This window comes from Blastococcus sp. TF02A-30 (assembly GCF_003319185.1).
Classification (GTDB): Bacteria; Actinomycetota; Actinomycetes; order Mycobacteriales; family Geodermatophilaceae; genus Blastococcus.
In genome coordinates, this window is record NZ_QOHJ01000004.1 from 25,269 (window position 1) to 37,227 (window position 11,959).

General features: G+C 73.6%; 13 protein-coding genes. 7 read left to right on the forward strand and 6 right to left on the reverse strand.

Annotation, left to right across the window (positions count from 1 at the left end; all coding sequences use genetic code 11):
• Window positions 1–240: 240 nt before the first annotated feature.
• The 4 genes from DQ241_RS09725 (at window position 241) to scpB (ending at window position 3,437) form a co-directional block, all read left to right on the forward strand.
• Window positions 241–1,086, forward strand: a complete 846-nt coding sequence (locus DQ241_RS09725; protein WP_199584426.1) for an AAA family ATPase — start codon at window positions 241–243, stop codon at window positions 1,084–1,086.
• 76 nt (window positions 1,087–1,162) lie between these two features.
• Window positions 1,163–1,675 carry a hypothetical protein gene (locus DQ241_RS09730; RefSeq protein WP_113830010.1) on the forward strand — a complete coding sequence of 171 codons (513 nt, stop codon included), beginning with the start codon at window positions 1,163–1,165 and terminating at the stop codon, window positions 1,673–1,675.
• 20 nt (window positions 1,676–1,695) lie between these two features.
• Window positions 1,696–2,598 carry a ScpA family protein gene (locus tag DQ241_RS09735; protein WP_199584303.1) on the forward strand — a complete coding sequence of 301 codons (903 nt, stop codon included), beginning with the start codon at window positions 1,696–1,698 and terminating at the stop codon, window positions 2,596–2,598.
• The gene (gene scpB / locus DQ241_RS09740; protein ID WP_113830012.1) at window positions 2,595–3,437 is read left to right on the forward strand and encodes an SMC-Scp complex subunit ScpB; all 843 of its coding nucleotides are present in this window, start codon (window positions 2,595–2,597) and stop codon (window positions 3,435–3,437) included. Before DQ241_RS09735 ends, scpB begins: the two co-directional genes overlap by 4 nt.
• A 14-nt stretch (window positions 3,438–3,451) precedes the next feature.
• Here scpB and DQ241_RS09745 read toward each other — a convergent pair whose 3' ends face one another.
• Window positions 3,452–3,706, reverse strand: a complete 255-nt coding sequence (locus tag DQ241_RS09745) for a hypothetical protein (protein WP_113830013.1) — start codon at window positions 3,704–3,706, stop codon at window positions 3,452–3,454.
• 72 nt (window positions 3,707–3,778) lie between these two features.
• Between DQ241_RS09745 and DQ241_RS09750 the strand changes: the two genes are divergently transcribed.
• A complete protein-coding gene (locus tag DQ241_RS09750) occupies window positions 3,779–4,624 on the forward strand; it encodes a pseudouridine synthase (RefSeq protein WP_113830350.1) in 846 nt (281 codons plus the stop codon).
• Between the two features lie 4 nt (window positions 4,625–4,628).
• Here the strand turns inward: DQ241_RS09750 and DQ241_RS09755 are convergent, their stop codons facing one another.
• The gene (locus DQ241_RS09755) at window positions 4,629–5,246 is read right to left on the reverse strand and encodes a LysE/ArgO family amino acid transporter (protein WP_113830351.1); all 618 of its coding nucleotides are present in this window, start codon (window positions 5,244–5,246) and stop codon (window positions 4,629–4,631) included.
• 72 nt (window positions 5,247–5,318) lie between these two features.
• Here DQ241_RS09755 and DQ241_RS09760 point away from each other — a divergent pair, with 72 nt between their 5' ends.
• On the forward strand, window positions 5,319–6,200 hold the full coding sequence (locus DQ241_RS09760; protein WP_113830014.1) for a LysR family transcriptional regulator ArgP: 882 nt from the start codon (window positions 5,319–5,321) through the stop codon (window positions 6,198–6,200).
• A gap of 19 nt (window positions 6,201–6,219) precedes the next feature.
• On the opposite strand, the gene DQ241_RS09765 is transcribed toward DQ241_RS09760, so the two are convergent.
• The 4 genes from DQ241_RS09765 to DQ241_RS09780 form a co-directional block, all read right to left on the reverse strand.
• Complete coding sequence (locus DQ241_RS09765) at window positions 6,220–7,314, reverse strand: LacI family DNA-binding transcriptional regulator (protein WP_113830015.1); 1,095 nt, start codon at window positions 7,312–7,314, stop codon at window positions 6,220–6,222.
• Window positions 7,315–7,393: 79 nt separating this feature from the next.
• A complete protein-coding gene (locus tag DQ241_RS09770; protein ID WP_199584307.1) occupies window positions 7,394–8,230 on the reverse strand; it encodes a carbohydrate ABC transporter permease in 837 nt (278 codons plus the stop codon).
• A gap of 38 nt (window positions 8,231–8,268) precedes the next feature.
• The gene (locus DQ241_RS09775; protein ID WP_113830017.1) at window positions 8,269–9,252 is read right to left on the reverse strand and encodes a carbohydrate ABC transporter permease; all 984 of its coding nucleotides are present in this window, start codon (window positions 9,250–9,252) and stop codon (window positions 8,269–8,271) included.
• 7 nt (window positions 9,253–9,259) lie between these two features.
• On the reverse strand, window positions 9,260–10,492 hold the full coding sequence (locus DQ241_RS09780; RefSeq protein ID WP_199584315.1) for an extracellular solute-binding protein: 1,233 nt from the start codon (window positions 10,490–10,492) through the stop codon (window positions 9,260–9,262).
• 167 nt (window positions 10,493–10,659) lie between these two features.
• On the opposite strand from DQ241_RS09780, the gene DQ241_RS09785 reads away from it, so the two are divergent.
• Window positions 10,660–11,931 (forward strand): endo-1,4-beta-xylanase, encoded by a 1,272-nt coding sequence (locus DQ241_RS09785; RefSeq protein ID WP_199584318.1) that lies wholly within the window; start codon window positions 10,660–10,662, stop codon window positions 11,929–11,931.
• Window positions 11,932–11,959: the final 28 nt, after the last annotated feature.

Consider the following 11,959-nt stretch of genomic DNA (forward strand, 5'->3'; position numbering starts at 1 on the left):
CTGCGCTGCTGTTCGGCTGGAGCAGTCACAGGAGTTGGCAGAGGTCGCCATGTCGACATGACGCCCGGCGTGCCTCCTTCGGGATCCGCCACCACCTCCATACGGTCGGTGCACCCGAGCGGGCAGGACGGCTGACCGCACCCGGCACCCCCGGATCGGGCTCACGGTGGAGGCAACAGACCCATGGCGATCCGAGCGGACGCGGCCCCTGCCGTCGCGCGCCCGCGCGACTCCGAGGAGATGGGTGCCGCCGCCTCGCGGCTGGACCCCGCGCGGGCGCGGCAGCGCAAGCTCCCGGACCCCAAGCCGCTGACCGAGCACGGTCCGGCCCGCGTCATCGCGATGTGCAACCAGAAGGGTGGCGTCGGCAAGACGACGTCGACCATCAACCTGGGTGCCGCGCTGGTGGAGTTCGGCCGCAAGGTGCTGCTCATCGACCTCGACCCCCAGGGCGCGCTCTCGGTGGGTCTGGGCGTGCCGGCGCAGAACATGGACCGGACCATCTACAACGCCCTCATGGAGCGGCGCACCACGCTGCGCGACGTCCGGGTGCCGACCGACATCCCCGGCCTGGACCTGGTCCCCAGCAACATCGACCTGTCCGCCGCCGAGGTGCAGCTGGTCAGCGAGGTGGCCCGCGAGCAGACCCTGCTCCGGGTGCTGGCCGACGTCCGGGACGAGTACGACTACATCCTCATCGACTGCCAGCCCTCGCTGGGCCTGCTCACGGTCAACGCCCTGACCGCGGCGCAGGGCGTGATGATCCCGCTGGAGTGCGAGTTCTTCTCGCTGCGCGGCGTCGCCCTCCTCGTCGACACGATCGACAAGGTCAAGGAGCGGCTGAACCCGCAGCTGGAGATCTCCGGGATCCTCGCCACGATGTACGACTCGCGCACGGTGCACTGCCGCGAGGTGTTCAGCCGGGTGGTCGAGGCCTTCGGCGACACGGTGTTCCAGACCGTCATCCAGCGCACCGTCCGCTTCCCCGAGACCACCGTCGCCGGCCAGCCGATCACCACCTGGGCCCCGACGTCCTCGGGTGCCGCCGCCTACCGCGACCTCGCCAAGGAGGTGCTGGCACTGTGACCGAGCGTTCGAGGGCACACATGGACGCAGCGACTCGAGTCATGCTGCCGACGAGCGCCAGCGAGGAGGTGTCGGCATGACGCGCCGGCCCGTGCTCCCCGGTGCGTCGGAGCTGTTCCGCCGCACCGACGCCACCGCCTCGGTCCCCGAGGTCACCGAGCTGCCCAACCTGGGCAGCACCACCAGCTCGCCGGCGCTGCGCGGGTCCGCCGCGCGCCGTCCGGCCGAGCCCGAGCCGACGCCGGCCCAGTCGCTCACCCTGGTGCCCGGTGGCGCGGCGGCCGCCGGTGACGACGACCTGTCCGCCTTCCGGTCGGCCCCGGCGCCCGCGCCGGTGCTGCAGCCGCACGTGCCGACGCGCGGCCGTCCCGCGCGTGGCCGGGAGCGGACCAAGCACGACGAGAAGATCACCGTCTACATCTCGGCCGACGAGCTGCTCGCGCTGGAGACCGCCCGGCTGACCCTGCGCGGGCAGCACGGCGTGGCCGCCGACCGCGGACGGATCGTCCGCGAGGCGATCTCGGTGCTGCTGGCCGACCTCGACGAGCGCGGCGAGGAGTCGGTGCTGGTGCGCCGGCTGAAGGGCTGACCCGAATACGCTCGGCGTCCGTGAGCGACAGCGACGGAGCGGTTCCGACGGCCGACCGGGCCGACGGGGCCGCTCCGGCGCGTTTCACCGTCCGGCTGACCAACTTCGAGGGCCCGTTCGACCTGCTCCTGCAGCTGATCGGCAAGCACAAGCTCGACGTCACCGAGATCGCGCTGTCGAAGGTCACCGACGAGTTCATCGCCCACCTGCGCGCCCTCGGCGACGAGCTCGACCTCGATCAGGCCAGCGAGTTCCTCGTCGTGGCCTCCACGCTGCTCGACCTCAAGGCCGCCCGCCTGCTGCCGGCCGCCGACGTCGACGACGAGGAGGACCTGGAGCTGCTCGAGGCCCGCGACCTGCTCTTCGCCCGGCTGCTCCAGTACAAGGCCTACAAGCAGGCCGCGGCCTTCCTGCGGGAACGCGAGACCGAGGCGGCGAAGCGGTTCCCGCGGGAGGCCGGCCCCGAGCCCCGGTTCGCCGACCTGGTGCCCGAGGTGCTGCTCGACCTCACCCCGCAGCAGTTCGCCGCGCTGGCCGCCCGTGCCCTGGCGCCCAAGGCGCCGCAGACGGTGAGCGTCTCGCACCTGCACGCGCCCCCGGTCAGCGTCAGCGAGCAGCTGCTCGTGGTCCGCAACCACCTGGTCCGCTCCGGCACGGTCACCTTCCGCTCGCTGACCGCCGACTGCGAGCACACCCTCGAGGTGGTGGCCCGCTTCCTGGCGCTGCTGGAGCTCTACCGGCAGCAGCGGGTGGTGTTCGAGCAGCTGACCCCGCTCGGCGAGCTGCACGTGCGGTGGACCGGCGGCACGCTGCCCGCGGCCCCGGTCGACGTCGACGGCGTCGTGGCTGATGGGGACGTGGCTGATGGGGACGTGGCCGACGAGGACGCGGCCGACGGATCGATCGACGAGGAGTACCGGTGAGCGACCCGCAGGAGCCCGGCAGCGCGCGCCCCGAGCCCGCCCCCTTCTCCTGGGACGCGCTGGCCGCGGAGCTCGCGGCCACCCGGGAGGAGGCCGAGAGCCGGGGCGAGGCCGACCCCGCCACGTGGGACGCGGTCGCCGCCGAGCTGGCCTCGCGGGTGGCGGAGCGGCCGGTCGAGGAGGACGAGGTCCCGCCGGTCCCGGTCGAGGACCCCGACGTCCCGGCGGTGCCCGAGCCGGAGCCCGAGCCGGAGCCGGAGCCGGCGGTCGAGGAGCCGCTGGAGCTGCTCGACCCGGTGGAGCTGCGCGGCGGCCTGGAGGCGCTGCTGTTCGTCATGGACGACCCGGTCGACGAGCCGACCCTGGCCGGCGCGCTGCGCTGCGACGTCGCGCAGGTCCGCACCGGCCTGGCCGAGCTGGCCGAGGGCTACGCCGCGCGGTCGGCCGGCATCCAGCTGCGCCGCGTGGGGGAGGGGTGGCGGCTCTACACCAGCGACGAGCACGCCGCCGTCGTCGAGCGGTACCTGGTGGACGGGCAGCGCAGCCGGCTCACCCAGGCCGCGCTGGAGACGCTCGCGGTCATCGCCTACCGGCAGCCGGTCACCCGTGCCCGGGTGTCGGCCATCCGCGGGGTGGGTGTCGACGGCGTCATGCGCACCCTCATCACCCGCGGCCTGGTGCACGAGGTGGGGAACGACCCCGACACCGGCGGCGGGCTCTACGCGACGACGCCGCTGTTCCTCGAGCGCCTGGGCCTCACCGGCCTGGACGAGCTGCCCGAGCTCGCCCCGCTGCTGCCCGAGACCGCGACCGTGCTCGACGAGCACCCCGACGCCTGACGGCGCTCCCCGGGTCAGCGGAACAGGAACGGCAGCGCCAGGCCGACGCCGATCAGCGCGGCCGCCGACACGCGCCCCAGCACGAGCGCCACCAGCCGTCGTCCGCGGGCCCACTCCTCGCGCAGCCACCACTGGCCGAGCCGCCACCGGGCGAGCCGGTACTCCTCGTCGGCGAGGGCGGGCGTGAGCCACCAGAAGAGGACCCCGGACACGACGAGCGCTGCGGCCAGTGCCCACGTGTCCGGCGCGAACGGGTCGTCGGAGGGCACCGGACGATCCTGGCTGCCGCCGGCCGCACGCGGGGGCGTCGTCCACAGGCGCGGGTGGGAGACTTGATGGCGATGAGCGACGCGACCCCGAACGACGAGAGCAGGACCGCGGCCGGCGAGGGCTGGTCCGAGGACATGGAGCTCGCTCCCGAGCACCCCGGGGACCGGCCCCCGGCCGAGGCCGGCGGGGAGCGCGAGGGGGAGCGGCTGCAGAAGGTCCTGGCGCGGGCCGGTGTCGCGTCCCGGCGCGTCGTCGAGGACATGATCGACGCCGGCCGGATCGCGGTGAACGGCCAGCAGGTGCAGGTGCAGGGCATGCGGGTCGACCCGACCCGGGACAAGATCGCCGTCGACGGCGTCCGGCTGGAGATCCGCGACGACCGGGTCACCTACGCGATCAACAAGCCCCCGGGCGTCATCACCGCGATGAGCGACGACCGGGCCCGTCCCACCGTGGGCGACATGATCGGCGACCTCGCGCCCGGGCTGGTGCACGTCGGCCGGCTGGACCAGGACACCGAGGGCCTGCTGCTGGTCACCAACGACGGCGAGCTGGCCCACCGGCTGGCCCACCCCTCCTACGGGGTGCGCAAGACCTACCTGGCGCAGGTGTCCGGCTCCATCCCGCGCGACCTGCACCGCCGGCTCCGCGCGGGGGTCGAGCTGGAGGACGGCCCGGTGAAGGTGGACTCGTTCAAGGTGGTCGACACCCACGCCGGCCAGTCGGTGGTCGAGGTGGTGCTGCACGAGGGGCGCAAGCACATCGTGCGCCGGCTGCTGGCCCACGTCGGGCTGCCGGTCTCCCGCCTGACCCGCACCGCCGTGGGCCCCATCGAGCTGCGGGCGATGCGCTCGGGCACCATCCGCAAGCTCACCCGCGGCGAGGTCGGGACGCTGGAGGAGCTCGTCGGCCTCTGAGCCGTCACAGGACGCTGCTGAGCAGGCCCAGCCCCAGCAGCGCCATGACGACGGCGATCAGCGCGTCGAGCACCCGCCACGCCGCCGGCCGGGCGAACAGCGGCCGGAGCAGGCGCGCCCCGTAGCCGAGGGCGGCGAACCACAGCACGCTGCCCAGCACGGCCCCGCCGGCGAACTCCCACCGGTGGGCGCCGTGGCTGTCGGCGACCGAGCCGAGCAGCAGCACGGTGTCCAGGTAGACGTGCGGGTTGAGCCAGGTCAGGGCCAGGCACGCGGCGACGGCGGCCAGCAGCGCGGTGCGGGCGCCGGCGGCGTCGACGGCGATCGACGCCGGTCGCAGGGCCCGGCGCGCGGCCAGCACCGCGTAGCCGAGCAGGAAGGCGGCGCCGCCCAGCCGGATGGCGGTGATGGCGTCGGGCAGCCGGGCGCTGAGCCAGGAGTTGCCGGCCACCCCGGCGACGATCAGCACCGCGTCGGAGGCCGCGCAGATCGCCACGACCACGCCGACGTGCTCCAGCCGGAGGCCCTGCCGGAGCACGAAGGCGTTCTGGGCGCCGATGGCCACGATGAGCGACAGGCCCATCCCGAGGCCGGCCGCTGCTGCGAGGAGTCCCGTCGTCACGTGCACCGACGCTAGGAGGCGCCGGTCATGCAGGCCAGCTAATGCTTCTACGGCGGCATTAGCATCGCTGTCGTGGACGTCGACCTCGCCCAGCTGCGCACCCTGGTGGCCGTCGTGGACGAGGGGTCGCTGGACGCGGCGGCCCGGCGGCTGCACGTGACCCCGTCGGCGGTGTCGCAGCGGCTGCGCGCGCTGGAGGTCGCCGCCGGCCGGGTGCTGGTGCACCGCGGGCGACCGGCGACGGTGACCCCGGCCGGTGAGCCGGTCCTGCGGCTGGCCCGCCAGGTCGGGCTGCTCGTCGCCGACACCGACCGGCGGCTGGACCCGGACGGAGCTGCGGCCCCGGTGGTGCCGATCGCGGTGAACGCCGACTCGCTGGCCACCTGGGCGCTGCCCGCCCTCGCGCCGCTGGCCGGCGACGTCCTCCTGGACCTGCACAGCGCCGACCAGGCCGACACCAGCGCGCTGCTGCGGGCAGGCACCGTCATGGGTGCGGTCACCTCCGACGCCGAACCCGTGGCCGGCTGCCGCGCCACCCCGCTGGGCACCATGCGCTACCTGCCGTGCGCCGCACCGGCCTTCGCCGAGCGCTGGTTCCCGGACGGCCCCGACGCCGGCGCGCTGCTCCGCGCGCCGGTGGTGGTCTTCGACCGGCGTGACGACCTGCAGCACGCCTACCTGCGGCGGCACCTGACCTCGACCGCGGAGGTGCCGGTGCACTACGTGCCGGCCTCGGCCGACTTCGGCGCCGCGGTGGCCCTCGGCTTCGGCTGGGGCATGCTCCCCGAGCAGCAGCTGGCGACGGCCGGCGGGGCCGTCGCGCCCTTCGACCCGGGCGGCGCCGTCGACGTCGCGCTGCACTGGCAGCAGTGGCGGCTGGAGTCCGAGCCGCTGGACCGGGTGGCCGCGGCGCTGGTGGGGGCTGCCCGCACCGCGCTGCGGCCGCCGGGCTGAGGCCCGGGCGACCCGCCGGTCAGCGCGCGGGCGCGGGGGGAGCCGTCGAGGCCCGCTCGACGACGGAGGTGTCGAGGGTGCGGTGCGGGGCGTCGAGCTCCTCGCCGGAGATGAGGGCCAGCAGCATGGCCGTCGCCTCCTCGCCCATCCGCCGGATCGGCTGCTGCACGGTGGTCAGCGGCGGGTCGGCGAGCGCGGACTCGGGGATGTTGTCGAACCCGACCACCGAGAGCTGGTCCGGCACGGCGATGCCCAGGTCGCGGGCCACCTCGAGCGTCGCCAGGGCGGAGAGGTCGTTCGCCGCGAACACCGCCGTCGGGGGCCGGCGGAGCGACAGCAGCTCGCGGGCCGCCTCGCCGGCGATCTCCGGCTCGAACCCGCCGGAGCGCACGAGGGTCTCGTCGACCGGCAGACCGGCGGCCGCCAGCGCCTCGCGGTAGCCCTGCTCGCGCTGCTGGGCCGACGCGAGGTCGGAGCGGCCGGTGATCATGCCGATCCGGGTGTGCCCCAGCCCGATCAGGTGCTCGACACCCAGGCGCGCGCCCTGCAGGTTGTCCGCGGCCACCGACGGCAGCCCCGAGGGGCCGGTGTGCGGGTCGACGGCCACCACCGGGCCGTCGGCCTGCACGTCGGTCACCGTCGGCGTCACCAGGACGGCGCCGTCGACGAGGGAGCCCATCAGGCGGGAGAGCGAGCGGCGCTCCCAGCCGACGCGCGCCTCCTCGTGCCCACCCGCGGAGTAGGCGATCAGCTCGTAGCCCGAGCCGTGGATGGCGTCGGCGACACCCTTGAGCACCTCGGTGCTGAACGGCTCGAAGTCCATGACCAGGACGCCCACGACGTTGGTCCGCCGGTTGCGCAGGCTGCGCGCGACCAGGCTCGCCTCGTAGCCGAGCCGGTCCACGACCCGGGTCACGTGGTCGACGGTCTCCGCGGACACGCCGTACCGCCCGTTGAGCACCTTCGACACCGTGGAGATGGAGACGCCGGCCTCCGCGGCCACCTGCTGCATGGTCACGCGACCGCCGAGGGACGGCGACGGGACCACCAGCGGGGCAGCCGCGCGGGCGCGGGCGACCTCGTCGACGTCGTCGCGTGGTGGGTGGAGCGTCATGAACAACCTCTCGTCGTCCGGGCCCTGGACGCATCGTGGCGCACGGGCCCTCGACCGCGCGCCTCGACGGGCGCCGGGGTCAGCCCTTCACCGCTCCCTGGAGCCCGCTGACGATCCGCCGCTGCATGGCGAGGAACAGCATGAGCGCCGGGATCATCGCGATGGTCGTGAAGGCGAGCACGCCCGCGGTGTCGGCCGAGTACTGCGTCGAGTAGTCGGCCACGCCGAGGGGCAGCGTCCGCATCTCGCCCTGCAGGAGCAGCAGCGGGAGCAGGTAGGCGTTCCACGAGGCCACGAAGGCGAGGACGCCGACGGTGACCAGGCCCGGCATCGACAGCGGCAGCGCGATCCGCCAGAAGATGCCCACCCGGGAGGAGCCGTCGAGCAGGGCCGCCTCCTCGAGCTCCTTGGGCAGCGCCATGAGGAACGGTCGCAGGATGACCACCGTGGTCGGCAGCGCGAACGCCGCCTGCGGCAGCGCGACGCCCCACCAGGTGTTGCCCAGGTCGAGGTCGCGGGTCACCAGGATGAACAGCGGGATGATCGCCACGGCCGCAGGGAAGAGCAGCCCCAGCACGAACACCAGGAACAGCGGCTCCCGGAGCTTGAACTGGTAGCGCGCCAGCGGGTAGGCGGCCATCACCCCGGCCAGCACCGCGATCACCGTCGTCAGGACGGCGATGACCGTCGAGTTGAGCGCGTACCGCCAGAAGTCGGGGTTGCTGACGACCCGCGTGTAGTTGCCCAGCACCCACGGGTCGGGCAGCGCCGCGGGGTCGCGGGCCAGCTGCTCGTTGGTGCGGAACCCGCCGAGCGCGCCGTAGAGCACCGGGCCGAGCGTCACCGCCACCACCGCGAGCGCCGCCAGGTACACGAACGGGCCGGCGCCCCCGGACCTCCTGGACCGTCGAGCCACCGGGATCTCCTTCTCAGCCGTCACCGTCGCCACCCGGTTCACCCCTCGGCCTTGGTGTCGCGGCGCAGCACCAGGAGCTGGTAGGCCAGCGCCATCACGAAACCGATCACGAACAGCAGCACGGAGGCGGCGCCGGCGATGCCGTAGTTGCTGCGCTGCGAGCCCTGGCTGATCAGGTACGTCGCCATGGTGGTCGTCGCGTTCGCCGGGCCACCGCCGGTCAGGATCCACACCATGTCGAACAGCTGGAGCGAACCGATCATCGACAGGAAGCACCAGGTCCGGATGGTCGGCGCCAGCAGCGGGATGGCGATGCTCCGCTGGATCTGCCACCACGACGCGCCGTCGAGCTGCGCGGCCTCGTAGAGCTCGTCCGGCACGCCCTGCAGGCCGGCGAGGAACAGCAGCACCGCCAGGCCCAGGTACTTCCAGGTGAGGACGACGAAGACGGTGGGCAGCGCGAGCTCGGGCGTGCCCAGGAAACCCTGCTCCGGCACGGGCAGGCCGACGGCGGAGATCATCGTCTCGAGCAGGCCGGTGCGCGGCTGCAGCAGCTGGAACCACACGACGCCCGCGATGACCTCGGCGAGCACGTAGGGGACGAAGATGATCGTCCGCAGCAGGCCGCGCCCGCGGAGGCGGCGGTTGAGCAGCAGCGCGAGCGCCAGGCCCAGCGGCAGCTGCACGAGGATCGACGCGAAGACGATGATGAAGTTGTGCGCGACGGCGTCGCGGAAGACGTCGTCGCCGAGCACGCGGGCGTAGTTGTCCAGCCCGATGAAGTCCACCATCGGGCCGAAGCCCTTCCAGCGGTAGAGCGACATCCGGGCGGCCGAGAACACCGGGTAGACGACGAAGACCGCCATCAGCGCCAGCGCCGGCGTGACGAACAGCAGGATCTCGAGGCGCTGCCGGCGCTTGCCGCCGACCGGGCGCCCGGTCACCCGGCGCGCTGCCGCGCGCCGGGTGACCGCTGCGCCGGTCTCGGTAGCCTCCGGCGCAGCGGTCACCGGGGAGGTCATCGACGGATCACTTCTCCTGGTCCGCTGCCTCTTGGGTGTCGTCCACGACGTCCTGCGGCGAGGCCTGGCCGGCCAGCAGCAGGGCGATCGCGTCGTTCATCGCGCCACCGACCGACGCGCCGAACGCGGTGTCGAAGTAGAGCTGGATGAACGGCGAGGCGTCGCGGACCTCGAGCAGCTGGGCGAGCGCCGGGTCGGACACCGACCCGATCGCGGCCGGGTTGGTCGGCAGGCCCATGTCGTTCTCCGCGAAGCCGGTCTGCACCTCGTCGGAGAGCAGGTACTTCACCAGGTCCACGGCGGCGTCGGGAGCGCCCTCGGCCACGGCCCAGGCGTCACCACCACCGAGCTGCGCCTCCGGGTCGCCCTCGCCGCCCTCGATGGCGGGGAAGGGGAACCAGCCGGTCCGCTCGCCCAGGCCCTGGCCGTCCTCGGTGAGCCCCTGCATCACGCCGGGCTCCCAGTGGCCGGCCAGCTCCATCGCGACCTGCCCGGTGGCGAGCAGACCCGAGGCGGAGGTGGCGCCCTCCTGGGCGGGCGTCGTCAGGAAGCCGGGGTTGAACGGCTCGGTCTCCAGGAGCGCCTGCAGCTCCTCGCCGGCCTGCACGAAGCACGGGTCGGAGAAGTCGAGGCTGGTCACCGCGTCGGTGAGCACGTCCTCGGAGCAGGCGCGCAGCGCGGTGTAGTACCAGTAGTGGGCCGCCGGCCACTTGTCGCCCGCGCCGACCGAGATCGGCGTGATGCCCGCGCCCTTGAGCGTCTCGACGGTGGAGTACAGCTCCTCCATCGTGGTGGGCGGCGTGGTGATGCCGGCCTGCTCGAAGAGCTCGGTGTTGTACCAGAACCCGACGACGCCGACGGAGAACGGCAGCGCGTAGGTCTGGTCCTCGACCTGCCAGCCGGCCAGCGTGCCCGGCTCGATCTTGCCGATCTCCTCCGAGGCGTCCTCGGTGAGGTCGCGGACCAGGCCGGCCTCCACGTGGTCGGCGAGCTCGCCGCCGCCGCGCTCCATGTAGACGTCGGGCAGGTCGCCGCTCTGGAAGGCGGCCTCCAGCCGGTCGACCATGTCCTCGTGGGCCATGGCCACGACCTCGACCTCGACGCCGGGGTTGGCGTCCTCGAAGTCCGCGGCCACCTGCTCGTAGTAGCCCCTGCCGGGCTCGTTGTTCGAGTTGTGCCACCACGTGATGGTGTTGCCGTCGGCTTCCGAACCGCCGTCGTCACCCCCACATGCCGCCACACCCAGCAAGACAGCGCTGCTGCACATCACCGAGAGAGCTGCTCGCCCCGGACGCCGCATGTCTGACCCCTTCGTCACTCCGCACGCCGCCTGTGGCGTGGGACACGTGTCGTGAAGATGGCAGGGGGCGCTTGTCGATGTCAAACGTTGTCGATAACGTTTTCGCTGTGACCTGCTCCACTGCCGCCGACGACCTGCGCCGTTCCGCGGTGACCCTCACCGTGCGCACGCCCGACGGCTCGCCGTGCGCCGGCGCCGACGTGCTCGTCGAGCAGCTGGGGCACGACGTCGCCTTCGGCAACATCGGGTTCGACTTCGTCGGCCTGGCCAACGGCGAGGAGGACGGCGCCCGCGAGAACGTCTTCGGCGGCGCCGACCCCGAGGCCGCGCGGCAGCTCGAGGAGCTGTGGCTGGACGTCTTCAACACCGCCACGCTGCCGTTCTACTGGGCCGGCTTCGAGGCGGTGGAGGGGCAGCCCGACACCGAGCGGCTGCGCGCCACCGCGGCCTGGTTCCGGGAGCGCGGGGTGCGGGTCAAGGGCCACCCGCTGGTCTGGCACACCCTGGCGCCGGACTGGCTGCGGCGGTCTCCCGACGAGGACGTCGAGCGGACCGTCCGGGCCCGGATCGGCCGCGAGGTCACCACGTTCGCGGGCCTGATCGACACGTGGGACGCGATCAACGAGGTCGTGATCATGCCCGTCTTCGCGAACGAGGACGAGCAGAACGCGATCACCCGGCTCTGCCGGCGGATCGGCCGGATCCCCACCGTGCGGCTCGCGTTCGAGGAGGCGCGCCGCGCGAACCCGGCCGCCACGCTGGTGCTCAACGACTTCAACCTGTCGACGGCGTACGAGTGCCTGATCGAGGGGGTGCTCGAGGCCGGGATCCAGCTCGACGCGATCGGGCTGCAGAGCCACATGCACCAGGGCTACTGGGGCGAGGAGCGGACCCAGGAGGTGCTCGAGCGCTTCGCCCGCTACGGCCTGCCGCTGCACTGGACCGAGACGACGCTCGTCTCCGGGGAGCTGATGCCCCCGGAGATCGAGGACCTCAACGACCACCAGGTGGACTCCTGGCCCTCCACCCCCGAGGGCGAGGCCCGGCAGGCCGACGACGTCGTGCGGCACTACCGGACGCTGCTCGCGCACCCGTCGGTCGAGGCCGTGACGTACTGGGGGATCACCGACCGCGGGTCCTGGCTGGGCGCGCCGGCCGGGCTGGTCCGCGCCGACGGCAGCCCGAAGCCCGCGTACGACGCCCTCCGCGGCCTGGTCAAGGGGGAGTGGTGGCTGCCACCCACCCCGGTGCGCACCGACGGCGACGGCCGCGCGGAGGTGCGCGGGTGGGCCGGCGAGTACCGCGTCACGGCCGGGGAGCGCACCGGCACGTTCCGCCTGCGGCCCGGCGCACCGCCGCCCGAGGTCACCGTGGCCTGACCACGGCCCGCGCCACCCGATCAGCGCA

Excerpts from the sequence above, each read along its gene's own strand:
- DQ241_RS09725 (WP_199584426.1), top strand. The coding sequence starts at position 241 with ATGGGTGCCGCCGCCTCGCGGCTGGACCCCGCGCGGGCGCGGCAGCGC.
- DQ241_RS09730 (WP_113830010.1), top strand. The coding sequence starts at position 1,163 with ATGACGCGCCGGCCCGTGCTCCCCGGTGCGTCGGAGCTGTTCCGCCGC.
- DQ241_RS09750 (WP_113830350.1), top strand. The coding sequence starts at position 3,779 with ATGAGCGACGCGACCCCGAACGACGAGAGCAGGACCGCGGCCGGCGAG.
- DQ241_RS09765 (WP_113830015.1), bottom strand. The coding sequence starts at position 7,314 with ATGACGCTCCACCCACCACGCGACGACGTCGACGAGGTCGCCCGCGCC.
- DQ241_RS09775 (WP_113830017.1), bottom strand. The coding sequence starts at position 9,252 with ATGACCTCCCCGGTGACCGCTGCGCCGGAGGCTACCGAGACCGGCGCA.